Genomic DNA, 24,172 nt, shown 5'->3' on the forward strand with positions numbered 1-24,172 from the left:
GTCAAGGAGCCATCATGTCAGCGCAGTCGTTTACCGGAACATTCACTACCTACTGGCTTGATCAACCGGAGCATCACCTCTGGCTCAGGGAACAGACGCACCAGCTGATTGCCTTCGGCAAGGCCGCTCGCCTGCCTGATGGCGGCTTCGGCTGGCTGGACGAACAGGGGCGGCTGGACAATGCCTGTCGGCCTCAGACACTGGTCACTGCACGCATGACACATGTCTACGCCCTGGCGGCCCTGCAGGGTATTCCGGGAGCTGCGGCGCTGGTGGATCATGGCCTGAAGGCGCTGACCACCCTGTTTCATGATGACGAGGCCGGCGGCTGGTTTTCGGAGGTTCAGGAGCCGGGGGCCAGCGATACCAAGGAAGCCTACCTGCATGCCTTTGTCGGACTGGCGGCAGCATCAGCCACCCAGGCAGGGCGGCCCGGCGCGCATGAGCTTCTGAACGACGCCTGCCATATCATCGACACCCACTTCTGGAGTGATGATGAAGGCGCAATGCGTGAAAACAGTGACCGTTTCTGGACCGAGGGCGAAGCCTACCGCGGCGCCAACAGCAACATGCATTCGGTGGAAGCCTTTCTGGCCATTGCCGATGCACTGAATGCCCCCGCATGGCGCCACCGCGCCCTGTCCATTGCCGAACGCCTCATTCACGATAATGCGCGCCAGGCCGGTTATCATGTGATCGAGCATTTCGATGACGCCTGGCAGCCACTGCGCGACTACAACCAGGACAAGCCCGGCGACCCGTTCCGCCCCTACGGCGTCACCCCCGGCCATGGCCTTGAGTGGTCTCGATTATTGATCAACCTTGAAGCGGCCCTGCTGAAGAACGAAGGGACGGCGCCGGACTGGCTCGCCCGCGATGCGGCTGCACTGTTCGACGCAGCCCTTGCAGGCTGGTCCGCTGATGGCGCTCCCGGCATGGTCTACACCCTGGACTGGGCACAGCAGCCTGTTGTGCATGAACGCATGCACTGGGTCATGGCGGAAGGCGTCTGTACCGCCGCCGCGCTGCTTGCCCGCACCGGCCACGCGGTGTACGAGCACTGGTACCGCACCTTCTGGGATTATATTGATCTGTACCTGATTGACCGACATCACGGCAGCTGGCATCACGAGCTGGATCGATACAACCAGCCCTCCACGACCGTCTGGTCAGGCAAGCCGGATATTTATCATGCGCTGCAGGCAACCCTGTTCCCGCGCCTGCCTCAGGCACCTACCGCAGCTCAGTGGCTGAAACGCCACCCCGAAACGCTGCGCTGACATCAGCTCATGCGCCGGCGGTACTGCAGCCAGTACACGCCACCACCGCCGGCGACCACCATGATCCACTGAATGAACGGGGTGATCAAAAAGGTGAACCCCCCGTCGTTGTGCGGATGAAAAAAGATGATATCCAGATACGCATAGATACCCGGCAGGCTTATCAGCAGCCCCAGCGCCAGCATCACCCGCGGCGCGGCACCTTTCATGAGCCACCGATCCAGTGACCACAGCACCGCATAGGGGGACACACCCCAGATCATGAAAATCACCGCACCCGAGGTCAACGCACGACCACCGCCGCCCAGCAATGCAAGCCAGATGGTCATCAGTGCGGCCAGCAATAGAGCCGTTTTAAACAGGGTACGCATGCATGTCTCCCAATAACTGCCATGAAATCGTGTATCAAGGTGGTGTCGCGGTCGGCGCGCTATCCTGACGGCCTGCCGCCTGTGAAGCAAGTATGGAGCCTGCCCCGTCAAACGCGGCAGGAAATAACGAAAAAATTTCAGTAAAGTAGTGATATTACGCGTAAATAGCGCGCCGCACCGGGCGGGTCCCGGCCCCAGCGAGGTTATTGCCCATGCTGACTCGACTTGATCATCTGGTACTCAACGTCGCCGACATCGACAGAACCGTGGACTTCTACACCCGTGTCTTCGGCCTGGATGTTCGCTATGGCGAGCAGGGCCGTGTCTTTCTGGTCGCCGGCAGTGTTCAGATCAAACTGCACGGTCCGGACTTCGAGGCCCACCCACGGGCGTCGCGGCCAACGCCTGGCAGTGCCGATCTGTGCTTCATCAGCGCCCTGCCGGTCGATGAACTGACACGCCATCTTGAAGCATTGAATATCACCATCGAGGAAGGCCCCGTTCCCAGGCATGGTGCCGCCGGCGAACTGACGTCCTTTTATGTGAGGGACCCGGACGGCAATCTGGTTGAACTGGCACGCCCGGTTCGCACATCGTCCACTTCCGCCTGATATACGGGCTGCCATGAGCACCTTTTCCCAGCTGACACAACGACTGTCTACCGCCAAAGACCGCCTGCAGGCCGCCGTCATCGGCCGCCTGTGGCGATACCTGTCCACCTCGACCACGGCCCGACTGTGGCGGCTGACCCAACGGATCGAGCCGGTCTATCGCACCCTCGCCGCCCGCGAGCGGCGCATTACCCGGGTCAACCTGGCACAGGCCTACCCCACGCTTGACCGTGATACCCATCGCCGAATGGCACGGGAAAGCCTGACCCACTCCATTGCGACCGTCATGGAATTCGGGTTTGCCTGGATGGCCCCGCCCGAACACGTCGAGGCATCCATCAAGGCCGTTCACGGCCGTGAGCTGCTGGACCAGGCCCGAGCCAGCGGCCGTGGCGTCATTGTACTGGCCCCGCATTTTGGAAACTGGGAAGTCCTTAACTTCTGGCTCTCGAGTCACTTCCCGTTTACAGCCATGTACGAACCCCCCCGAATTGCCCCGCTGGACCCGGTCATCCGGCATGGCCGTGAACGCATGGGCGCATCACTGGTCCCCACCACGCCTCGGGGCGTCTCGGCCCTTCTGAAGGCCCTGAAACGCAGCGAAGCCATCGGCATCCTGCCCGACCAGGTGCCGAGCTGGGGCAGCGGCGTCTTTGCTGACTTTTTCGGCCGACCGGCCTATACCGCCACTCTGCTGCCCAAACTGGTCGCCCGTACTGATGCCAGAGTCGTCACCGGCGTTGCGCGACGGCGTCCCGGCGGCGACGGGTTCGAGATTCATTTTCTTGCCGCCGATGAGCGGGTGTATGACACGGATGACGTCAGCTCGGCTGCCGGCGTCAATGCCAGCGTCGAGGCAGCCATCGCGCTGGATCCGGTGCAATACCAGTGGGAATACAAGCGCTTTCGACGCACTCCCGGTCAGCGCGAAAACGCGCCGGGCTGGCGAGAGCAGCGCCTTTACAGTGACAGGCACCGCTGACGGATGCCTGTCGTCTGCCATCACGGTCGCGACGCACATCACCGCCTATAGCAGCGATAGCGCCAGCGTGCATGCCCCGGCATAGGCCAGTAGCCACAGACTGTATTTCAGAGTCAGTCGCATGATGGCCGACTCCTGCCCGACCAGCCCCACCGCACCGGCCGCAATCGCAATCGACTGCGGCGAAATCACCTTGGCCATGACCCCGCCACTGGTATTGGCAGCCACCAGTAGCGCAGAGGCAATATCCAGCTGCTCGGCGGTAACGGCCTGCAAATGGGCAAACAGTACATTGTTGTTGACCACGGACCCGGTAATGAATACGCCCAGCCAGCCGATGCCCGGTGAAATCAGCGGGAAGGCCCGCCCGGCTTCTGCCAGCGCCAGCCCGAGCGTCGAGGATGTACCGGAGAAGTTGGCCACGTACGCCACGGCCATGACCAGGCAGATCGTCATCAACGGTGTGCGCAGCTCGGTCAGGGTAGCCTTTAATTGGTTCATGGCGTCGCTCGCCCTGAGGCCTCGTGTCACGGCGACGGTGATCATGACGGACAGCAGAATGGCCGACCCGGCCGCCCCGACGATATCCAGCGTCCAGACGGCAGGCAGCGGATGAACGGCCGCGGCAATGGGCGGCTGTTCAGCCACCGCACGATCAAGCCAGGGCACTGGAAGACGGACAACGGCTTCCGACAGCGCGCCCCCCTGGGCCCACAGTGCCTTGAACCAGGGCAGGCTCCAGACAAGAATAACGCCGGTCAGAATGTAAAACGGCGACCACGCCAGAAGCACCGCTCTTGCACTGAAGCGACCGGCAGCCGGTGCCGGTGCGCCCTCTACCCGATAAACTCGCCGCGGCTGCCAGACCCGCATGAGCAGCGCCAGCCCGCCCATGGTGACGACCGGAGGAAGAATATCCACCAGCTCGGGGCCCAGCAGGTAAAGAGTGGCGGACTGCAGCCCTGAAAACAGAATGCCAACCAGCGCAACGGCCGGCCAGGTTTCCCGCAGCCCACGCACCCCATCAAGGATCAGCACCAGCAACGCCGGAATGAAGAGCGTTGCCAGCTGCAGGATGACGATCAGCATCGGGGCCAGATCAAACGGTGTCAGACCGGCCTGGCGCGCCCCGACAATGATGGGAATACCAATGGCACCGTAGCCCCCTGCAGCGGCATTGGCGACCAGACACAGCATCGCAGCGCGAAGGGGCTTGAAGCCCAGTTCCACCAACAGCGCCGCACAAATGGCAATCGGCACGCCAAACCCCGCAGCCCCTTCCAGAAACCCGCCGAAGCAGAAGGCAATCAGCAGCACCTGAATACGCTGATCCGTGGAAATACCGGCAATGCTGCCACGGATGATATCGAACTTGCCGCTTTTGACTGCCAGCCGATACAACCAGACCGCCATCACCACGATATACCCCACCGGCCACAGACCGTTGGCGATCCCCAGCAAAGCCGACATCACAATCGCCGGCATCGGCATGTGAAACAACAGCGCCGCCATCAGCGCCGACATGACCAGCGTCACGGCAGCCGCTGTCAGCGCCTTCCATTTCAGCAGCGTCAGGGCAAGCAGGAAAAAGACAATCGGCAATGCAGCCACGAATGCCGACAGTACGGCATGGTTCAAGGGGTCATAATGTTGATACCACACGGCGCAGCTCCTCGCGGGAAGACGGCATGACTCGGCACGGACCTTCAAATAACTCTACTAAAGTATAATCCGAACAAGTGGTCCCGCGACTGCGCCCTGTTGTCACGCCCCGGCCCCCGTCAAGGAGTCAGCCCACCGAACCGGCCGGCGTAATAGTCATCGATGGCCACCTGGATTTCCTCGGGGTACGTCATCACGAACGGCCCCCTGGCAGTGACCGGCTCATCAATGACATCACCATGGCCAAACAGCAGCGTGGTGTGCTCCTGCGCCGTCAGAGTCAGCGCGTCCCCGGTGCGGTCAAGCTCGATCAGGTGGTGCGTCTTCAGTACATCTCCCTCAAGGGAAGCCGCCCCCCTGACCATGTATAAAAAGACGGCCCGCCCGGCAGGAGCCGGCAGCGTTACCCGGGCCCCGGGCACCAGCGTTACCGTACTCATGAAGATACCGGTCAGGGAGTCCACCGGCCCGGCATGCGTTTCCCACGCACCGGCAATCAATTGCAGTGTCACACCGGATGCCGGCGAGATGACAGGCACCTCATCCCGGCTCAATCCCTGGTAGCGGGGAGGCGACATTTTCAGCCGAGCCGGCAGGTTGATCCACAGCTGCAGTATCTCGAGCGCGCCCCCCTCCGCCATGAATGACGGCGGAGAGACCTCGGCATGGACAATGCCACTGCCAGCGGTCATCCACTGAACCCCGCCCGCCTCTATCACGCTGTGATGGTCCGCACTGTCGGCGTGGGCAAGTGCCCCCTCAAGGATAAACGTGACGGTTTCAAAGCCACGGTGCGGATGGGGCCCGAACGGCAGACCGGCATTGCCGGGCGGATAGGTTTGCGGCCCGTGGTGATTGAGAAAAAGAAACGGATCAAGCTGATCGATCCCGGGCCCCGGTAACGGCCGACGGGTAATCAGCGAGCCGATGTCATCGCGATGGGCCGGATACTGGTTGATTACGCGCCGTGATAAAAGCGTCGCCATGGGTCACCTCATGATGAATGGAAAGTAATGGGCGCGGACCGCAGGCACCTGCAAGCGCGCCGCCCCATACCGGGGCGGCGCGTTCGGAATCAATGCCAGGGATGCCCCTGCCTGTCAGACATCTAGTCGCGGAAATTGTTGAACTGCAGCGGCAGATCCGGCCCCTGCTCGCCACGAAGCAGCGCCATGACCTGCTGAAGGTCATCACGCTTCTTGCCGGTCACGCGAACCTTGTCACCCTGTATGGCGGCCTGAACCTTGACCTTTGACGCCTTGATCTCCTTGACGATGCGCTTGGCATCCTCCTGCTCAAGTCCCTGCTTGAGGGTCACATCCTGACGGGCCTTGACGCCGGCCAGCTCGGGGTCCTTCACATCCATGCAGCGGGCATCGATGCTTCTGCTGATCAGCTTGTTACGCAGCACATCCAGCATCTGCTGCAGCTGGAAATCCACCTCGGCTTCAAGGTGAACCACCTCCCCCTCCAAAGTAAAGCTGGCCTTGACGCCCTTGAAGTCAAAACGGGTCTGTATCTCGCGATTGGCCTGATCCACCGCGTTGGCAGCCTCATGTTTATCAAACTCGGAGACGATATCGAAAGACGGCATGATTAAAATCCTTTGAACGGCAGTATAAAAGATGGGCGGTACGGCATTTGAGCGTTAAAAAAGGCGCCCGCACACGATAGCGGGCGCCGAGTTCCAGTTTTAAACATGACTATAACAAAGCCCTACCAGGGCAATCACAGCGTTTTTGATATGTTGCACAAAAGGAATCAAGGCGCCTCGTCCTTTTGAAGCTGCTTCAACGCACCAAGCGTCGTAAACACATCAAGACTGCTCAACGGCGCACCCGAACCCGCTCCGCCAGCCACATAGTAATCAGGCATATCAATAGTCGTATCTTTAAGGGCTGGGTACATGACTCGTGCAATATCACGCTGAATTTCGGCCAGGTAGATGTCCTTTGCCTGCTGACGTGCCTGCAAACGCGCTCGGGTCACATCGGCCTCGGCAAGCCCCTTTTCGCGAATGGCTTTCGCTGCATAGGTTGCAGCGTCTGCATTGGCTTTTTGAATATCGCGCTCTGACCGTGCCACTTCGAGCTCTTTCTGCTTTTCAAGCACAGCGACCGCTTTTTCCTTCTCCTTGCGCACCTGCTCGACCCTGGCCTGCTGCTCTTCCATCGCGACCTCACGCTGCTTTGCAATAATGGCCAGCTCCTTGGTGCGCTGAGCATCCTGAATCGCGCGCGCCCTTTCGATTTCCTTTTCAAGCTGCGCTGTCTTGGCTTCGGCGCGGGCGGTTTCCTGCGCTTGAATCGCCGTGATGCGCTTGGCAACAAGCGCCTTTTTCTGACTCAAAAGCTCATCCAGGCGCTGCTCCGGAACAGGACGACCGATCGTGACCTGTCGAACCTGAATACCGTACGATTCCAATGGGTTTGCCAGGCGCCGAGCCTGGCCTGACTTATCCTTTAAAATGATGTTCTTCCAGACGAGTTGGCGCCTGTTTTCGAGTCGGTCGCCATCGCCATTGACCGAGGAAACGGCAGCAATATCTGTCTGCTCAACTTCGACCCGACGGCGCTCGGTTTCATACAATCCGTTTTGAAGCTGATCTTCCAGCTGAACCTTGAACTTGTTGAGTCCACCCTGAAAGAACTCTTCGCCGGTGTACTGCGTCCCGGTCACGACCGTGACGTTTTTGGCATTTTTGATCAAAAGCGAATCGATCAGATTGTCAAATCCGCGAAATTCGCGGTGCATAGCGATAATTTTCTGAGGATCGGAAGATAGCCTGAAGCGGAACGTGGCCGGAATTCGAGACGTATACGTGTCCGCGAACTGAACCTGCACCTCGGGAAGCTCACGTGTCGCTCGAACCTTTTCACCGCTGTCCTGGTTGCCGAAGTTAAGCGTCATGGCCTGATCATAGACGTATACATTGGAGAACATGGGCACCTTGAAATGCACGCCAGGCTCGGTAAATACGCGTGTGGACCCAAACAGAGTGTCTTGAACAACATAGGTGTAGCCGAGTTCCGTCGTGAAAAAAGAGGCCAGAATCAAACAAAGCGCCACTAGCGAGGCGACGGCCAGCCCAACCACTTTTCGACCTCCAGACAGCAGTTTCACTCCTGATGCCCAGAGCACGTTGCCCTTCCTTTCATCATGATTATTATCGTCGTAGCCCACTTTTCATTCCCAGCGATCAAATAAAGCGGCGAAATCTAATAAAAACCCAACTAAAAAGGAAGATTCAATTTTATAAGTCGAAAGCATTAACCAGGCGTTTTCCACAACGTGCAATTACCCTCCTCCCTCTGCCAGAAGGTCCATTCCCGCCGGCAGGTCACGTGCAGGCACATTTCGGTATTCACGATGGGCCTCCCTGGAGCTGATGGGTAGCGCGTCAGGGCCATGCCAAATGGCCGTAGCGGTTCCCCGTGGTGCTTTCCCATCAAGCGGTCATGCGCGTTTTTAGACATCGTTCAGATTCAATATCCCCTTGTGCAAGGTTAAGGCACCGAACAGGACTTGACCGCCCGGCGCCGAACAGCACAGACTGACCCGGCAATGGCCTGGCCATTGCTGCTTGACGGGGTGCCGGTGGAACCGGCTGAGATCACCTTACGTTGCCAGACAACGTCACGGTGGATCCCGATGAACCTGATCCGGCTAGTACCGGCGTAGGGATCAAGCGGCGATACCGTGCGTTTCGTGACGTCATTCGCCTTCCCGATCCTGCGCTCCAGCCGGCATTGATTGCCAATGGGAGCACACATGACTACCCCTCAGTTTCTGTCCGAATCCGCCCGCGTCGATGAGGCCGCGATTCAGCCGCTGCCCGCCTCTCGCAAGGTCTACCTTCAAGGGTCACGCGCCGATATTCAGGTGCCGTTTCGGGAAATCACCCTGTCGCCGACCACCACCTCACACGGCGTCGAGGAAAATCCCCCCGTGCTGGTCTACGACACCTCGGGCCCCTATACCGACCCCGAGGCCTTGATCGATATTCGAAAGGGCTTGCCGGAACTCCGCCGTGCCTGGATCGATGAACGTGGTGATACCGAGCGTTTGAGCGGTCTTTCCTCGAACTACGGTAGGCAGCGCGCCAACGATCCGCGCACCTCCACCCTTCGCTTTGACCTGAAACGAACGCCCTGCCGCGCAAAAGATGGCCGTAACGTCAGCCAGCTTCATTACGCTCGCAAGGGTATCGTGACGTCGGAAATGGAATTCGTTGCGCTACGGGAAAACCAGCGCCGCCAGGCCCTGGGGTCGGAGGAAGTGGAACGCCTCCTGAGCCAGCAGCATGCCGGTGAAGGCTTCGGTGCGGTGCTGCCCAAGGAGATCACGCCGGAGTTCGTGCGTGAGGAAATCGCGCGGGGCCGCGCGATCATCCCGGCCAACATCAACCACCCTGAAACCGAGCCGATGATCATCGGACGTAATTTCCTGGTGAAGATCAACGGCAACCTCGGCAACTCGGCGGTCACGTCCTCGATCGAGGAAGAGGTCGACAAGATGACCTGGGGCATCCGCTGGGGTGCCGATACCATCATGGATCTCTCGACGGGTCAGAACATCCACGAAACCCGGGAGTGGATTCTGCGCAATTCGCCGGTACCGATCGGCACGGTGCCGATCTATCAGGCGCTCGAAAAGGTGAATGGCGTGGCCGAACACCTGACCTGGGAGATCTTCCGCGACACCCTGATCGAGCAGGCCGAACAGGGCGTGGATTACTTCACCATTCACGCAGGCGTTCGATTGCATCACGTGCCGATGAGCGCCAAACGGCTGACCGGTATCGTTTCTCGCGGCGGCTCGATCATGGCCAAGTGGTGCCTGGCCCATCATCAGGAAAGCTTCCTTTATACGCACTTCGAAGAGATCTGCGAGATCATGAAGGCCTATGACGTAGCCTTCTCGCTCGGCGATGGCCTGCGGCCCGGCTCCATTCATGATGCCAACGACGAAGCCCAGTTCGCCGAGCTTGAAACCCTGGGCGAGCTGACGCAAATCGCCTGGAAGCACGACGTTCAGGTGATGATCGAGGGCCCGGGCCATGTGCCGATGCACATGATCAAGGAAAACATGGACAAGCAGCTTGAATGCTGTGATGAAGCGCCCTTCTATACCCTTGGGCCGCTGACCACCGACATCGCGCCGGGCTATGACCACATCACCTCCGGCATCGGCGCGGCGCAGATCGGCTGGTACGGCTGTGCGATGCTCTGCTACGTCACCCCGAAGGAACACCTCGGGTTGCCCAACAAGGATGACGTCAAGACCGGCATCATCACTTACAGGATCGCCGCTCATGCCGCGGATCTTGCCAAGGGCCATCCGGGCGCACAGCGCCGGGACAACGCGCTGTCCAAGGCTCGGTTCGAGTTCCGCTGGGAAGACCAGTTCAACCTCGCCCTCGACCCGGATACCGCGCGCGCCTTCCATGATGAAACCCTGCCGAAGGATTCCGCCAAGGTGGCGCACTTCTGCTCGATGTGCGGGCCGAAGTTCTGTTCGATGAAAATCAGCCAGGAAGTGCGCGACTACGCACGCGACAATAACCTCGACGGTGACGAGCAGGCCATGCGCGAGGGCATGAAGGAGCAGGCCGAGAAGTTCCGGCGTGAAGGCAGCCAGCTATATAATGAGGTCTGAACGCCGCTGAATTGCTGATTTGCATGTTCACCCCAGGACGCGTCGGCCGATAAACTCGGCAGACGCGTTTTTTCATGCCCCGGAGTTTTATCGATGCGGGAATGTGCTCATCGTGCGGTATCGGGAAATGCGCTTTGAATCCAAAGGAAAAGAAGCGCAAAATATTTCCATGGTGCACTGCACACAGGCTATTATTCCTGCGGCATGGTGTCACCTGTGCCGGAAAGATCGTTTTGTATCATGACGATGCAGGAAACCATGACCGGCAGAAGATGACGGCAAACGCACACGCCGGATAGAGTTTCGGAAGATAGTGCACAGGCAGCGCCCAGGAGGCTGCCCACCTGTGATCTCGGCCACGTAATTTCAGGATCTTACATTGACACACGTTATGGATGAGTCCGTAGATATTGTTCTGGTAGGTGCCGGCGTCATGAGCGCGACTCTGGCAACCCTGCTTCAGGCCCTCGAACCCGAATCCAGAATTGAAATTCTGGAACGTCTGGATACGCCCGCCAGCGAAAGCTCCTTTGCCTGGAACAACGCAGGCACCGGTCACGCGGCGCTGTGCGAGCTGAACTATACCCCCCAGGCCCCGGATGGCAGCATCAACATCGACAAGGCCATCAGCATCAACACCATGTTCGAGGAATCCAAGCAGTTCTGGAGCTACTTTGTCGAGCAGGGCGATCTGGGCGACCCCGCCGACTTCATCCATCCCGTACCGCACATGAGCTTTGTGCGTGGCGAAAGCGATGCCAACTTCCTGCGTGCGCGTCATGAAGCCCTTCAGGCCCACCACTGCTTCGAGGATATGTCCTTCACTGAAGACCGTGAGCAGATTCGTGCCTGGGCACCGCTGCTGCTGGAAGGCCGGTCCGACGGTGAAAGGCTGGCCGCCACGCGGTCCGAAGGCGGCACCGACGTTGATTTCGGCGCCGTAACGCGCATGATGCTCAAGCGCCTTGAAGCCCTGCCGGATGAGCAGGTCAAGGTCAGCACCGGCCAGTCCGTCACCGACCTTTCCCGTGAAAGCGACGGCCGCTGGAAAATCGAATCAACCACGAGTGACGGGCGCAAGCGCGTTCTTCGCTCACGCTTTGTGTTCCTCGGCGCCGGTGGTGCTGCCCTGCACCTGTTGCAGAAAAGCGATATTCCCGAAGCCAGCGGCTATGGCGGCTTCCCGGTCAGTGGTCAGTGGCTGCGCTGCGACAAGCCGGAAATCGTCAAACAGCACCTCGCCAAGGTCTACAGCAAGGCTTCCGTCGGCTCGCCGCCCATGTCCGTGCCTCACCTGGACACCCGTAATGTCGATGGCTCCCCATCCCTGTTGTTCGGCCCCTATGCGGGCTTTACCACCAAATTCCTCAAGACCGGTTCCGTGTTTGATCTGGTGAAATCCGTCAGCGGCTCCAATCTGTCACCGATGCTTTCGGTAGCCAGAAACAATTTTGATCTGGTCAAGTACCTGGTAGAACAGGTGCGCCAGACGCACAGCCAGCGTGTTGATGCCCTGCGTGACTTCTATCCGGATGCCAGGGATGAAGACTGGCGTATCGAGGTAGCAGGCCAGCGCGTTCAGATCATCAAGAAGGATCCGGAGAAGGGCGGCATTCTGCAGTTCGGCACCGAAGTGGTCGCTGCAGGTGACGGCTCGCTCGCGGCCCTGCTGGGCGCCTCTCCCGGCGCCTCGACGGCCACGTCAATCATGCTTGGGCTGCTCGAGCGGTGCTTCCCCGAGAAGGCTCGCTCCCCCGAATGGCAGGCCGTTCTCAATGAGATCGTACCGGTTCGGGCAGGCACACTGGCCACTGATGCCGATCAGCTTCGCCAGGTACGCCATCGCACGCACCAGACGCTCAAGATCAACGACCCTACCGCCTGACGCCAGCCAGATGGCAGGCGTCATGGTGCCGGGCAATATGCCCGGCACCATGGCAGTACTCACCGCCCCTGCTGATACACCACCTTCCCCGCCTTCAGGCCGATGCATCTGCCCTGATCAGATAACGCTTCAATGCCGTCACCATGCAGGACATGGCCGCCATTGATGGCACCGTAAACCCCAGAATGAACCCCTGGCTATCGGCGGACTCGCCCACAAAATGCAATGACAAGGGCTGCAACCGAATGCCCTCATTCATCAAGTCGCGTGCCACCACCTGATCACGCGTCGCCGTTTCCGACAGCCGGCCAGACGCCGACATGGCCTCCCTGAAACGTATCACGATGTGCATGCCGCCCGAGGGTGCCTGCCAGTCAAACCAGGGCCGTAAATGCTGGTCCAGTAGCCGCAGCAACTCATCCCTTTTCTGCCGGTAATGCCGTCGCATGCGGTTGATGTGGCGCGCAAACTCGCCATTGTTGATGAATTCAGCCACTACCGGCTGCATCGGCAGGGCCGCAGAACCACCCAATTGCCGGCGACTTTCCAGAAGTGTGCTGTAACAGGCAGGGGGGGACACGATAAACCCCAGCCTGAGGCCTCGGAAAAGTACCTTGGAAAGACTACCCACCAGGAAGGTCCGTTCGGACACATCGGCCTGCATCATGGGCACCGTGCTCCTGCCGCTATAGACGAACTCATTGTCGTAGTCGTCCTCAATCAGCCAGCACCGCCGTTGCTGCAGCAGCGCAAGCCATTGCTGCCGACGCGCCCGGCCCAGGCTGATCCCTGTCGGGTACTGGCGGTTAGGGGTCAACAGCACAATGGGCGCGGCACCGGTGAGCGTTTCATCGGGCAGGCAGCAGCCCTCCTCATCCACCGGCAGGACCATGGATGCCCGAGCACTGCCTTCAGGCCGCCAGCTTTCCAGCAGTCGATGAATGGGGGGATACGCCGGGTTTTCCGTTATCCACGCACTGCCGGGGCTGAGTGACGCCAGCGCGTGCCTCAACAGCGTCAGGGCATCACGGTTGCCTGCGGTAATCAGAATCTGCTGCGGGCTACAGGCAAGCCCTCTGAGCTGATACAGATAATCCGAGATCGCCTGTTTGAGGTCGGGCAGTCCGGTGGGGCAACTGTCATCCAGTACCCGAGGGTCTACCGACGCCCAGCTGGTACGAAGGCTTCTGAGCCAGGCCTTTTCAGGAAACCGGCCGGCATCACTGGTGGAACTGAAACCGATGACCGAGGGTGGTGGCGTTTCCCCCGTGTCACTATCGCTCACTACGGGCCGGGACGACTGAGTGATATACCCCGCCTGCTCGGCCACGAATACACCACTCTTGTGCTTACTGACCAGCACGCCCTGAGCGATGAGCTGATCATAGGCGTTCACCACCGTACTTCTGGAGATGCCCAGGCTTGAAGCCAGCACTCGACTACCGGGCAGCCGGTCATGCGCCTTCAGTTTACCCTGGGTGATGAACTCCACGATCTGATCGATAAGCTGTCGATAAAAATGACCGCCCTGCCCCTGCAGGGAAAAGTTCAGGCTGACAATGGCAGTACGTGACATGGGAGCGCACCAGTCTGGACGGGTAAAATGATTCAAAAGTGGCCATGTTTCAGCATGCCTGCTGCCGGTACAGTCTGACAGGACATCGACAGGCACAAGAGGTATACCATGACATCAGATACCCCGTTAACACACGCCATACCGCCGACGCTGAGCGCCACGCCACTGACGACGGTCAAGCGTGGCCGTGGCAGGGCCATCGATGATGGGCAGGCACTGCTGGATTTCATTGACCAGACGCTGATCTGTCATGTGGGGTTTGTGGTTAACGGGCAACCCCGTGTGATCCCCACCTGTCACTGGCGCGATGGAAACCATCTCTACTGGCACGGCCATGGCAAGGCCGCCAACATTGCAGATGCCGCTCACTCGACCCAAAAGGTATGTGTGACCATTTCACACCTGGATGGCCTGGTGATGGCCCGCTCGGCCTTTCATCATTCGGCCAACTACCGTGCCGCCATGATCTACGGCGTACCCGAGGCCGTGACCGACCCGGAACAGAAAAAACATCAGTTCGAGCGATTCGTCGAAAAGATAAGCCCGGGGCGCTGGCCCCTGCTGCGCCCGGTGACCGACAGTGAAACCCGGGCGACGGGCATACTGCGTATCAAACTCGATGAGGCTTCAATGAAGGTACGGGCTGACGGCGTACTGGATGATGACGCCGATCGGGACTGGCCGGTGTGGGCCGGCGTACTGCCTGTTATCCCCCAGTGGCAACCCCCGGAGCAGGATGCGAAGCAGACAGCAGCGTATCCGCCACCGGCCTGGCCTGGGATGTGAGGGGGCGCGTCGGCCTGGCGTCCCGCCCTTCACGAAAAAGCCCGGCACTGCATGCCGGGCTTTTTCATGGCACCACGACGGGCTACCGAAATGGCAGCCGCCGCGTCAAAAAGATACCGAAGACCACAATCAACATGCCGGGCAGGGTCAGTACGGCGTAGGTCATCTCACGAGTGACCGGCAGAAACCCGTGCCAGTTCTGGATGAAAACCGGCAGGATGATCATCAACAGCCCACCCAGCATCGTCAGCGAGCTGACAGCGTAACCTCTGATAAACAGCGTCATCGCCGCCACCAGCAACGCAATGGTCGCGGTGACCAGCGCCATGCCCAAAAAGGCCAGAATCATGAGCGCACCTCCGCGGTATCACGTGGTTTGGACGCGGTCATGAACGCCATGGCCAGCACCGTCAGTGCGATCATCATCACGGCTACGCCTGCAATCAACAGCAATACCTCAGCCTCCAGATACAACCGGTAGATGGGCAGTGACCCCAGAGAGGCGATCAACGCCTTGTTCTCGACAAAACTCATCCACTCTACGGGCTGATCCGACATCAATACCTGCACCCCATACACCGTATCCCCGGCGAGTATCAAAAAGGCCACTCCCACAAACACACTGAGAATACCCTTGCCACGGCGCCACAGCGACATGGCCCAGCCCGCAATCAACGCAAGCGACAGGCCGAGTATGATCGTCGCCTCAATCGGCGACTGAAGCATGGCCCGAAACACCGCCTGCACTTCGTTGTAATCTGTCGAGATCAGCGGCACATCTGCCGACGCCGCCGCACTCCATCCCAACAGGCCCATAAAACCGATCCACTTCCACATCATCGTTTCATTCCTCTCTGCCCAGGCGACCAAGCCTAAAGCAATCACGAGGTTATGCAATCAGGCACCTCGCCGCACCTCATCCACCCCGGCAATGGCATTGAGCCGCGCCGCCAGTTGCTCGGGCATTTCCATCGGCAACAGATGCCCCATGCCCTCATAAACCTCAAGCGAGCCACGGGCCAGATGGGGCATTACCGCCTCGCGCTGCACCGAGGGCGGTAGAGAGGGATCCCTGTCGCCCACCAGTACCCAGGCCGGCACGTTCAGTATACCCACCACCTCCGCCCAGTCCTCGGCATAAGTGGCCGCCGGCCACGCCCGCCAGGCCGCCGGGTGCGCCGTCATCGCGTCCTCCACGGCCTGCTCATACAGGTCCGGAGCAATGTCTACGCCAATCGCCCCGTCAATGAATTCACGGGCACTTTCAACACTGAAATCAAAGCCCAACTGAAACTCAAGCTCCTCCTCACTGACCGGCTGTGGCCCGGGTGGCGCCGGCGCCACCAGCACCAGCGACTGAAGCCAGGCAGGCTGCTGCGCGGCCAGCGTCATCGCGATACGCCCGGAAAAGGAGTGCCCGACCAGAATCACATTATCAAGCGCCAGGCGCTCGATGGCGTCCTGCACGTGCCGGGTCATCGCAGCCACATCGTAGCCTTCCACATCATGGGCGGTGCCAAAACCTGGCATGTCCAGCGTCACCACCCGCAGGGAATCATCCAGCCGCGATACCACCCCATCCCACTCGCGGTGAGAACTGCCAAAAAAATGCATCAGCACCAGCGCCGGTGCACCCTGGCCGCGATCCATTGCAATCATCATTCGAAGACATCCTGTCCGTGAAAAAGAACCTTCAGCGTAGAAGGAGGGCGACGAACGGCAAAGGACAGAAAGAACACAAGGCCGCATCCATGGCTAGAGCTGGCTGCTCTGCTGATGGGGCGAGGAGTGGGTAATATCGCCACCTCTGTCAGGGCCATGTCACCGTCGGCGGCAAGGCACGTCTTCTGATAGACCTGATAGTTTCCGCTGACAATGCGCGGGTTGTGCTATTCAGCCGACGGAATTCGATGGTGTCATTATTGGCGGGATCGGAGAACCGACAGACAATGAGGACAATCTGCCACATGAAGTGCACCTACCATATGTCAGCATGACTCGTCCACGTCGAGAGCTACTGATCACCGACAGTAGCAGTGACTGGTTCACTAGATCGGCTTCATGAGATGAGTACAAGTTATTGCAATTAATAGCTACCAAAGGCTATGAGCCCAGCCCACCAAAGCCAAGGTTGTCACATCGCAGGATGATTCTATCACCTACAATTTACTAGCAACGATGAGCAATTGAGGGTGCATTTAAAATGCAAGCATACAGCACTTAAAAAGAAAGTTGCTTTAAAGCTTCTTTTATCTTTTTCATATCTTCAGGATGACGGTGTAGGTATTTATCACAAGCCAGCCGAACATACTCGGGGCAAACGCTGTCGCTCACGATAACCGTTTCTTCATCCGTAGGAGGATAGCCATAAGCGAATTCAACTCCCTCAAAATGTTCATTCTCAAACGGGCTGTTTTTATAGGGGAAGTTACAGTACGCCCCATCCGTACTGAACCCCCTCTTCTTAACGATATAGCCAATCGCTTCAACGAAGTAGCCATCATTACACATTCTATCAAAATACGCTTTGACGGCCCAACAAAGATCTGATTCACCGTATGGCTGGCCAAATAAATCTTTCATAATTACTTGCAACCCTTGTTACTTTTTCGCCACCTTATTTACAGTTTGATAAAGCTAAAAACCTGACCAAACAGCCGCTCAATATTTGGTGATGCTTCAAGACATGCAAGCGCTTCCTCTCGTGTTAAAGGCATGTCGTAAGGCTCAAACCCTCGACGAACAGAAATACCATATAAAGCATGCTCGTCATCTTCCGTATGCTCCCAATATGGCACATAGCCAATTACCTTATAAATTTTGAAAATTTCATCATGGAAATCCATTAATTCATACAAAAATACTGCGACGTTATTCAATGCCAAATTTTCAGCGCACCATATATTAAGCTCATCCCTGCTTATAGCCCCACAAAAAAGACAGGTTATAACAAATGCCATTAGCTCATCGCTAAAGCAACCAGGTTCACTCAGATTCACATCCCACCTCCCATGGCTGCGCCACCCACATGTCCTGTCTTCTTATGAATCAGCTCAGGGACCAACTGCATTCGTCCACTATCTTGATGATGATGCCATGTATACCCATCAATTTTCTTTGCCCCTGCTCTGATCTGCTGAAGCTGACGAACAGTAAAGCTTGAAGCTTTCACTTGACCTTGCTCAATAGCCCCTAGCAAACCTTTGGTTGCAAGTTTCATTTGCCCTTCATAACTCGCAGATTTAAAGGCATCAATCGATATTCTCGTGTCAAAGGCAGTCACATCATCAAATATAGGGAATCCCCTGTTATCGAATACGATTCCCGTTACCGGATGTCGCTGCCCTGCAAGATGCACATTCCGACCATCGACTGGTGGAACCGTAGTAGAAAGAACGCATAAGTAGACTCAAGATTATTTCTAGTGGTTTGCGGATTGTACGGAATCTCAGAGCCTTTATCTTTTGCACTAAGTGCTCGCGCTCCACGATGCATCTATTTGTCTTGGGGCTGGTAATGCCTTGATCGTGTCATCTACAACAGCCCCAGTTCCTTTTGCACCATCAGCCTTTTATGCGCTCTAAGAACTCGACCATTGCTAGTGGATCACGCTCCACAAGTTCTTCAATCAAATCTTCCGCTGCCCAATGCAGAATCATGTCCCCTCCCCCCCCATCCTTGCAGAGGATGAGATCACTTGACAAAGAAGAGTCAACAACATTGACTTCTCTATCGCTGAGTGCCATCAGGCCACCGTAGCCATCATAAGGAATGACCCAGTAAAAACGCTCGTTCTCTATCCAGTAAATCCCAAACACCTGTACAGGCTCTTCTCGCCCAATTTCTCGAATAATCATATCCACATCACTCAATAGTTCTACCGGGCTGCAGCACAGGGGGCAGCTGTTGCGGCGTAGTAATTTTCATATCGTATGCTTTATCGGTTACGGAGTTGTACTGGTAGTGGATGGTTATATTTTCTCCGCTAGGTAGACGGTGACTTACTTCCATTTTTCTCCATCCCTCACTCCGCGGGAAGTCTTTATCGCCCGCTAGTTTTGTATCACGACCCGCAGAAGGATTTTCTGTCACTCTGTTCCACAAAGTCTGCTCGTTCAGATCTCTTGGCGCCGTTGACTGATAGCTCTTTGCTGTTGAATGCGTTGCATAGTCTGGAAGACCAGCAGAAAACTCATCGGCAGCATTTTCCCGACCATAATTATCTCTATTTACGCTAGACCTTTCAGTAACAGCATTCGGGCTGTATGGATCATCAACGATAGTTGGTTTACCGCCACTGAAACCACTAGAACCGCCACCTTTTGCACTGTTTTTAACAGCGCTATCCAGACTATCCGTTCCAACCTTACCTCCCGAGACAGTACTTGGAGAAGGCCTGGTAGCTTCAATCAGCTTTCCCGCTGACGATGTGACACCCCTTCTGGCCATACTCGGCAGGCTTGCCACCAACCCACCTGCGCCCATCAGCATTCATTCGTTGTCCAGCGCGACGCGGACTCTCAGCTTGTCAGCGTCATCCAGCCGCCCGGCCTACTCCAGCGCATCGGCACGGGCCAGCTGTGCGCGATTGCTTTCGCTGATGTAGTTCGCGGGATCGGCCGCCAGGGCCTTTATCTCCTCGCCCACTAATACTTCCCGGGACCGAACACCTAAGTCCAAATTTCTGTGCCATCTTCATATAGCCATACAAGTCCACCAGGCACCCAAGAGACGCCCTCATTAGTTACCCAGAAAAGGCTTTCATCGATATCATCTTTTGCAGGCCATGCGACCTTAAAAGCTTCAATCTGCTCTAAAATCGTACCTTTTAGAAAGTCACCACACGCTAATCTAGCCTTTCCTTCGATTAGAACCCTGTAAAGAACCTGCAAGAAAATATCCTTACAATTATCATAGGAGAAATTATCGTAAATTTTGCACACACTTAACCACAAAGAATCGATGGCCAGGCCATAACTCCACTCAAGTATTAATTTGTACTCACAATCCTCAAAAGAGCAGTTAATCATTTTAATTTTATCTCCACTTTAGGGGCCTTTATTCCTGCAACTCCGATAATGTCTATTGACCACTTGGCGCCAGTCTCAGCAGCAGATGACGAACCGTTCCTCAAATTCAGTTTCACACCATCGCTTCTTACAAGAGAATAAACTTCTGATGGTTGACCACGTATAGTAATTGCTTTGGGAGAAGGCAGCTTTTCTACACCTGCAAGTTGCATAAAATAATTAGCCACCATGTCATCAGTAGCCCCAACATACACCGGGGCGTTCTTACTAACGATAGGATCAGCCTTCAGAACTTTGCCATTAATAGTTAACTCAAAATCTTTTGGAAGAAGCGCTTTATCTGAAAAATCCCGAATCAAATCATTCATTCTCTTATGTGATTGCGCTTGCAGCACAGTGCCAGGCTGCTTGTCTGCCAAGCTGGGCCCTTTCGGTTTTTTTGCAATGCGGTCCAAAGCTTCTTTTTCAGCATCAACTACTGGGTTTCCAGTAGTTTTCTTATCACCTTCGCCCGAAACACCATGTCCAAGCTTACTTCTCGAAACACTCCTAGCCAGCCTCGGCAGGTGTGCCAACAGCCCACCTGCGCCCATCAGCATTGATTCGTTGTCCAGCGCAACGCGAACTCTCAGCCTGTCAGCGTCATCCAGTCGCCCCGCCTGCTCCAGCGCATCGGCACGTGCCAGCTGTGCGCGATTGCTTTCGCTGATGTAGTTCGCGGGATCGGCAGCAAAGGCCTTTATCTCCTCGCCCACTAATTGCAGTGTCACCCGGGACTCTGCATCTCCCTGTAACGCCTGCCCAACGAGTTTCCCCATGATGAAGGGCGCGCTGGCAGAATCTACAACCATCTCCGAGAGGGCTTCGGCACCGATGCGCTCCATGCGCTGTTGCTGGTTCTGACCATACTGCCTCGCCGTATGCATGTACTCGGCAAGGATCGTGTCTTGCTCCTCTCAGCCCAGCGGCACGCCTTTCCAGCTACCCATGGCTACCTGCAGCTGGGCCCGTTCGTAGCGGCAGGCGTTTGCCGAGCCGCCCTGGCCACAGGCCTGCTCCAACACCCGGTCACGCGACTGGCTGCGGGTATTGATTTCCAGGCGTTCATCCTCCAGGGCCTGACGCTGTGCCTCGGTGAGGGTATCGTCATCGTCCAGAAGGCGGTTGATGGCTTGCAGACGCCGGGCTTCTGGATGCGACAAATAGTTATATCCCGTCGCATTTCCCGCCACCTCCGCGCCCTTCTCCACATCCCCGCCTGCCATCCCGGCGGCGAGGATGCCGGTGATCTTCGAGGCCGAGACCAGAAGCGTCCGATCGTTGTCGACCAACGCAGCGAGCTGCGTGACCAGCGCTTCATTGGCGCCGGCGGCAATGGCGCCGCTGCGGAAGTCACTGCCAGTGGCTTCGGCGGCCAGACAAGGTTGAGGGCTTTGATAACCGGAACCGGCTGATTCAGGCTAACGGCTGGATCAGGGGCGTTTTGCTCTTCCTGCGACGTAAATATGCAAACTGCCGAGAAAGGAGACCTCTGATGTACGGAGGTGGGGTGCAGGCCTGGCGATAATGCTTTAGCCGCCAGGCCCGCTATCTTACGAAAATAGCTGGAAAACCTGCGTGAAGCTGCTGGCTATTGCTGTGCACTGGCCGAAAGTTCTGCCTTGCGCTCGAGAAGCATGCGCTGAAGCTCGTCCTGATGCGCCATTACCTGCGTCTGGCCGATACCGGCACCTTCCTGCATTAATTCAGGCATGAGTTCCATGGCCTTTTTACCGGTATCGGTACTGTAGAAGTCCGTCAACGTGTTCAGCTCGTCTGCGCTGAAACGGGAGGCATAAAGTGCAGCCAGTCGAGGCTTGATGCTTTCAAAGCTCACATAGTCGTTGAAGAACTGCTCCATGACATCCTTGTAGGGCACCAGGGCGGGATTGACTGCCAGCTGCTGCTCCAGAGAATCCTGCATGGCCTGATCAAAGATGCCTTTCATGTCCGTCTGCTCCATCAGCGTGTAGGCGGCCTGGCTGGCCTCCTCGCTCGGAGCGTCCGCCATGGAGAGGGGACTGAAACAAAGCAGGGCAGCAAGACACAACGAAGGTTTCAACATGATGGAACTCCTGTTCAAGGCACTATAAAAAAGGGCAGCCAGCCGGCTGCCCTTCCTGAATCAACAAGTAGTGAAAATATTACTCGTCGTTCTTGTTCTTTTCATGAACGTTACCGGCATCCTTTTGATCCTTTTTCCCCTTGTGCTTGAGGTCCTGATCGCCTGCTGCCTCGCCGGTTTTTTCCTGAATCTTGCCGCCAACCTTGTCAACCAGTTCTTCTGCCTTGGACTTGTCACCGGACATATGCTGTCCTCCATGTCATGTTGAGAATCCACCAGATGGGCATCAATGCCACTGACTGAAGCATAGCTGTTTCACGCCCCGGGAGGAAAGCTTCTCCTCATCAGATTGCAAAGCGCTGCTGAAGATAGCGGTTGATATCATCTGATTCGTACATCCATTCTTCCAGCCCGCCCGGATGAACAATCTTCAGACACGGCACCTTGACCCGGCCGCCGCCGGCTTCCAGCTCACGTCGCGCCTGGTCATCCTTTTGGATGTTCTTCATTTCAATCGGTAATGCCAGACGGTGAATTTCCTTTTTGACCTTGATGCAAAACGGGCAGGTAGAGAACTGATAAAGAGCCAGTTGCTGGCATTCCTGGTCGATATGAGCCTGATCCGAGGCACTGCGCTCTACGGCCTTCGGTTTTGACACCGCCGCATAGATCAGCATGAAAGGCATCAGAACGCGCCGTAGCCCCTTGAAAAACAATCGAATGACCAACCGCATGGAATCCCCTGGTGCCATTGCACCGTTTTAAAGTTTCACTCAAGTTGGGCCAATTCTATCAGTTTGCCGAGCTACGGGCGACGTATCACGGCGAGCCGACAGCTTCTACATCAACGATGCGGGAACGGTTCATGGTGATTTTCCAGCGTTTAAGCTCGATATCATCGCCCTGACGTGTCTTGACCACCAGGTTGACCTGATAGCGCTTTTCCACCTCATCGCGTTGGATATTGCCCTCATCATCCAGTCGGTAGACGTCAAAGGAGCCTGGGTCCATCAGTCGGGCCACGAACTGCAGGTCCACGATGATAACCTCACGGGTGTGGTAATAGCCTTTCAGGAACCGGCCCGGAGATAGCATCGTGTGGTTGCGATAGTGAAGTACGTGTTCTTCCCGCTTGACCATGTTGCCGCGGCGGGTACGGCGAATGTCGTCGGGCAGGCGCTGATAGCGGGAATAATCAAACCATTCGAGCGCACGTGCGACCATGTCACCACTGAAGTTATCGTAATACTGGCTGCGCCACTTGGGCCGCCCTCGCCGTAGCCAGCGCCATAGCGTATCGCGCAGGTCTTCCTTGAAGACTTCACGGGCGGCGTACATGACCGCCAGCGCTAAAAAAAAGCGCAGGGTGAGATCGCCCAGTACCGAACGCGCCTCAAACATCAGCACCGATACCACAACCATTACCAGACCGGCTGCCAGAGCCTTGACGCCCTTCTCTTCCATCTTGCCCAGTTCCTGACGCTTTTCGCGCAGGGTAATCGGGTATTCGATCAATCGCCTGAGCAGGCGCATCTTGTTCGACATCCGTGAAGGGTTATCCATGGCCCTGGAGGAGTTGTAGTTTTTTTCCTCGCGATGGCGCCGCTCCTGCGCGGCGAGGTCCATCAGCGCCTGCCGCCCTTCATGGGCATGCTCATGCTGCTCCACGTGCATGGCCAGTGCCAGAACACTTTGCTCGGTCAACCAGGAAAGGTAGTTATCGATATTGAAATAGTATTTTTCCAGACGCTCCTCACCCGGCTGGTGCCGGCGAAGACGACGCAGAATGCCCTGACACAGCTCGCTGAGTTCAAGAAGCTCTTCCGAGCTGGCGTCATTACGGGACTGAAGGGCGCGCGCCTGGCGCTCGAGGGCGACAACGTACTGGTAGGCGTAAAGGCTCAGATCCAGCCGGTAACGCTCCGGAGAGAGTCTGGACCGACTGGCCAGTCGGCTGTATACCAGCGGGAGCTGATGGCGAGTGCTGTGATAGGTACGCTTGACGTAGATGGCGTTGTGAAAGAAGTCGCCTTCCGACATGACGCGCGCGCTGAAGCCCAGTTCGCCGGGCAGGAAGAAATAGATATCAACATGCTGAGAGGGTTCCCTGCTCAGAATGCGTGAAATTCGAAGCGAGAACCCTTCACGGTTGTCTACAGTGATCACCGATGTATTTCCGCTTGCCGCCTAAACCCTGAGTGTAACTTACTCCCGGGAAGGGTTATAC

At 57.1% G+C, this 24,172-nt stretch carries 28 protein-coding genes and 1 riboswitch; of the genes, 7 read left to right on the forward strand and 21 right to left on the reverse strand.

Going from position 1 to position 24,172, the window contains the following annotated elements; translation table 11 throughout:
• Window positions 1-14: 14 nt before the first annotated feature.
• The gene (locus tag OQ287_RS11585; protein ID WP_265896524.1) at window positions 15-1,280 is read left to right on the forward strand and encodes an AGE family epimerase/isomerase; all 1,266 of its coding nucleotides are present in this window, start codon (window positions 15-17) and stop codon (window positions 1,278-1,280) included.
• A 2-nt stretch (window positions 1,281-1,282) separates the two neighbouring features.
• Here the strand turns inward: OQ287_RS11585 and OQ287_RS11590 are convergent, their stop codons facing one another.
• Window positions 1,283-1,651, reverse strand: a complete 369-nt coding sequence (locus tag OQ287_RS11590) for a hypothetical protein (RefSeq protein ID WP_265896526.1) — start codon at window positions 1,649-1,651, stop codon at window positions 1,283-1,285.
• Between the two features lie 212 nt (window positions 1,652-1,863).
• Between OQ287_RS11590 and OQ287_RS11595 the strand changes: the two genes are divergently transcribed.
• Both OQ287_RS11595 and OQ287_RS11600 read left to right on the forward strand, forming a co-directional pair.
• A complete protein-coding gene (locus OQ287_RS11595) occupies window positions 1,864-2,262 on the forward strand; it encodes a VOC family protein (RefSeq protein WP_250939094.1) in 399 nt (132 codons plus the stop codon).
• Window positions 2,263-2,275: 13 nt separating this feature from the next.
• Entirely contained in the window at window positions 2,276-3,244 is a 969-nt protein-coding gene (locus tag OQ287_RS11600; RefSeq protein WP_250939092.1) for a lysophospholipid acyltransferase family protein, read from the forward strand.
• Between the two features lie 45 nt (window positions 3,245-3,289).
• Here OQ287_RS11600 and OQ287_RS11605 read toward each other — a convergent pair whose 3' ends face one another.
• The 4 genes from OQ287_RS11605 to OQ287_RS11620 all read right to left on the reverse strand — a co-directional run bounded on the left by OQ287_RS11605 (window position 3,290) and on the right by OQ287_RS11620 (window position 8,047).
• Window positions 3,290-4,906: an L-lactate permease gene (locus OQ287_RS11605; protein ID WP_265896527.1), complete on the reverse strand. Its 1,617-nt coding sequence runs from the start codon at window positions 4,904-4,906 to the stop codon at window positions 3,290-3,292.
• Window positions 4,907-5,025: 119 nt separating this feature from the next.
• Complete coding sequence (locus OQ287_RS11610; protein ID WP_250939089.1) at window positions 5,026-5,892, reverse strand: pirin family protein; 867 nt, start codon at window positions 5,890-5,892, stop codon at window positions 5,026-5,028.
• Window positions 5,893-6,014: 122 nt separating this feature from the next.
• A complete protein-coding gene (locus tag OQ287_RS11615; RefSeq protein ID WP_250939087.1) occupies window positions 6,015-6,500 on the reverse strand; it encodes a YajQ family cyclic di-GMP-binding protein in 486 nt (161 codons plus the stop codon).
• A gap of 167 nt (window positions 6,501-6,667) precedes the next feature.
• Window positions 6,668-8,047, reverse strand: a complete 1,380-nt coding sequence (locus tag OQ287_RS11620) for an SPFH domain-containing protein (RefSeq protein WP_265896529.1) — start codon at window positions 8,045-8,047, stop codon at window positions 6,668-6,670.
• Window positions 8,048-8,483: 436 nt separating this feature from the next.
• A riboswitch (TPP riboswitch) is annotated at window positions 8,484-8,607 on the forward strand.
• 70 nt (window positions 8,608-8,677) lie between these two features.
• Between OQ287_RS11620 and thiC the strand changes: the two genes are divergently transcribed.
• A complete protein-coding gene (gene thiC / locus OQ287_RS11625; protein WP_265896530.1) occupies window positions 8,678-10,564 on the forward strand; it encodes a phosphomethylpyrimidine synthase ThiC in 1,887 nt (628 codons plus the stop codon).
• Between the two features lie 391 nt (window positions 10,565-10,955).
• Window positions 10,956-12,449 carry a malate dehydrogenase (quinone) gene (mqo, locus tag OQ287_RS11630; protein ID WP_250939081.1) on the forward strand — a complete coding sequence of 498 codons (1,494 nt, stop codon included), beginning with the start codon at window positions 10,956-10,958 and terminating at the stop codon, window positions 12,447-12,449.
• 94 nt (window positions 12,450-12,543) lie between these two features.
• On the opposite strand, the gene pdxR is transcribed toward mqo, so the two are convergent.
• Window positions 12,544-14,025 (reverse strand): MocR-like pyridoxine biosynthesis transcription factor PdxR, encoded by a 1,482-nt coding sequence (gene pdxR / locus OQ287_RS11635; RefSeq protein WP_265896532.1) that lies wholly within the window; start codon window positions 14,023-14,025, stop codon window positions 12,544-12,546.
• Between the two features lie 108 nt (window positions 14,026-14,133).
• Between pdxR and OQ287_RS11640 the strand changes: the two genes are divergently transcribed.
• A complete protein-coding gene (locus OQ287_RS11640) occupies window positions 14,134-14,811 on the forward strand; it encodes a pyridoxamine 5'-phosphate oxidase family protein (RefSeq protein ID WP_265896533.1) in 678 nt (225 codons plus the stop codon).
• Between the two features lie 82 nt (window positions 14,812-14,893).
• On the opposite strand, the gene OQ287_RS11645 is transcribed toward OQ287_RS11640, so the two are convergent.
• The 11 genes from OQ287_RS11645 to OQ287_RS11695 all read right to left on the reverse strand — a co-directional run bounded on the left by OQ287_RS11645 (window position 14,894) and on the right by OQ287_RS11695 (window position 21,148).
• The gene (locus tag OQ287_RS11645) at window positions 14,894-15,160 is read right to left on the reverse strand and encodes a hypothetical protein (RefSeq protein ID WP_250939075.1); all 267 of its coding nucleotides are present in this window, start codon (window positions 15,158-15,160) and stop codon (window positions 14,894-14,896) included.
• Window positions 15,157-15,651, reverse strand: coding sequence for a hypothetical protein (locus OQ287_RS11650; protein WP_265896534.1), 495 nt, complete (start codon window positions 15,649-15,651; stop codon window positions 15,157-15,159). The genes OQ287_RS11645 and OQ287_RS11650 overlap by 4 nt, the downstream gene beginning before the upstream one ends.
• Before the next feature lie 57 nt (window positions 15,652-15,708).
• The gene (locus tag OQ287_RS11655) at window positions 15,709-16,473 is read right to left on the reverse strand and encodes an alpha/beta fold hydrolase (protein WP_265896535.1); all 765 of its coding nucleotides are present in this window, start codon (window positions 16,471-16,473) and stop codon (window positions 15,709-15,711) included.
• Window positions 16,474-17,031: 558 nt separating this feature from the next.
• Window positions 17,032-17,394 (reverse strand): ribonuclease toxin immunity protein CdiI, encoded by a 363-nt coding sequence (cdiI, locus tag OQ287_RS11660; RefSeq protein ID WP_265896536.1) that lies wholly within the window; start codon window positions 17,392-17,394, stop codon window positions 17,032-17,034.
• 38 nt (window positions 17,395-17,432) lie between these two features.
• Complete coding sequence (locus OQ287_RS11665) at window positions 17,433-17,810, reverse strand: hypothetical protein (protein WP_265896537.1); 378 nt, start codon at window positions 17,808-17,810, stop codon at window positions 17,433-17,435.
• Window positions 17,807-18,169 carry an HNH endonuclease gene (locus tag OQ287_RS11670; protein WP_265896538.1) on the reverse strand — a complete coding sequence of 121 codons (363 nt, stop codon included), beginning with the start codon at window positions 18,167-18,169 and terminating at the stop codon, window positions 17,807-17,809. The genes OQ287_RS11665 and OQ287_RS11670 overlap by 4 nt, the downstream gene beginning before the upstream one ends.
• A 205-nt stretch (window positions 18,170-18,374) precedes the next feature.
• The gene (locus OQ287_RS11675; RefSeq protein ID WP_232911538.1) at window positions 18,375-18,683 is read right to left on the reverse strand and encodes a hypothetical protein; all 309 of its coding nucleotides are present in this window, start codon (window positions 18,681-18,683) and stop codon (window positions 18,375-18,377) included.
• Window positions 18,676-19,302 (reverse strand): hypothetical protein, encoded by a 627-nt coding sequence (locus OQ287_RS11680; RefSeq protein WP_265896545.1) that lies wholly within the window; start codon window positions 19,300-19,302, stop codon window positions 18,676-18,678. Before OQ287_RS11680 ends, OQ287_RS11675 begins: the two co-directional genes overlap by 8 nt.
• 179 nt (window positions 19,303-19,481) lie before the next feature.
• Window positions 19,482-19,841: a DUF596 domain-containing protein gene (locus tag OQ287_RS11685; RefSeq protein ID WP_265896546.1), complete on the reverse strand. Its 360-nt coding sequence runs from the start codon at window positions 19,839-19,841 to the stop codon at window positions 19,482-19,484.
• Entirely contained in the window at window positions 19,838-20,725 is an 888-nt protein-coding gene (locus OQ287_RS11690; protein ID WP_265896547.1) for a hypothetical protein, read from the reverse strand. Before OQ287_RS11690 ends, OQ287_RS11685 begins: the two co-directional genes overlap by 4 nt.
• Window positions 20,726-20,797: 72 nt before the next feature.
• Complete coding sequence (locus OQ287_RS11695) at window positions 20,798-21,148, reverse strand: DUF6862 domain-containing protein (RefSeq protein WP_407658258.1); 351 nt, start codon at window positions 21,146-21,148, stop codon at window positions 20,798-20,800.
• Between OQ287_RS11695 and OQ287_RS11700 the strand changes: the two genes are divergently transcribed.
• Complete coding sequence (locus OQ287_RS11700; RefSeq protein ID WP_265896549.1) at window positions 21,035-21,295, forward strand: hypothetical protein; 261 nt, start codon at window positions 21,035-21,037, stop codon at window positions 21,293-21,295. The genes OQ287_RS11695 and OQ287_RS11700 overlap by 114 nt on opposite strands.
• A 176-nt stretch (window positions 21,296-21,471) precedes the next feature.
• Here the strand turns inward: OQ287_RS11700 and OQ287_RS11705 are convergent, their stop codons facing one another.
• The 4 genes from OQ287_RS11705 to OQ287_RS11720 all read right to left on the reverse strand — a co-directional run bounded on the left by OQ287_RS11705 (window position 21,472) and on the right by OQ287_RS11720 (window position 24,111).
• On the reverse strand, window positions 21,472-21,945 hold the full coding sequence (locus tag OQ287_RS11705) for a DUF2059 domain-containing protein (protein WP_265896550.1): 474 nt from the start codon (window positions 21,943-21,945) through the stop codon (window positions 21,472-21,474).
• A 79-nt stretch (window positions 21,946-22,024) separates the two neighbouring features.
• On the reverse strand, window positions 22,025-22,189 hold the full coding sequence (locus OQ287_RS11710) for a hypothetical protein (RefSeq protein WP_250939036.1): 165 nt from the start codon (window positions 22,187-22,189) through the stop codon (window positions 22,025-22,027).
• A 100-nt stretch (window positions 22,190-22,289) separates the two neighbouring features.
• The gene (locus OQ287_RS11715) at window positions 22,290-22,679 is read right to left on the reverse strand and encodes a glutaredoxin family protein (protein ID WP_250939034.1); all 390 of its coding nucleotides are present in this window, start codon (window positions 22,677-22,679) and stop codon (window positions 22,290-22,292) included.
• Window positions 22,680-22,764: 85 nt separating this feature from the next.
• Complete coding sequence (locus OQ287_RS11720) at window positions 22,765-24,111, reverse strand: hypothetical protein (protein ID WP_265896552.1); 1,347 nt, start codon at window positions 24,109-24,111, stop codon at window positions 22,765-22,767.
• Window positions 24,112-24,172 lie beyond the last annotated feature (61 nt).

Source organism: Larsenimonas rhizosphaerae, from assembly GCF_026240105.1.
GTDB classification, from domain to species: domain Bacteria; phylum Pseudomonadota; class Gammaproteobacteria; order Pseudomonadales; family Halomonadaceae; genus Larsenimonas; species Larsenimonas rhizosphaerae.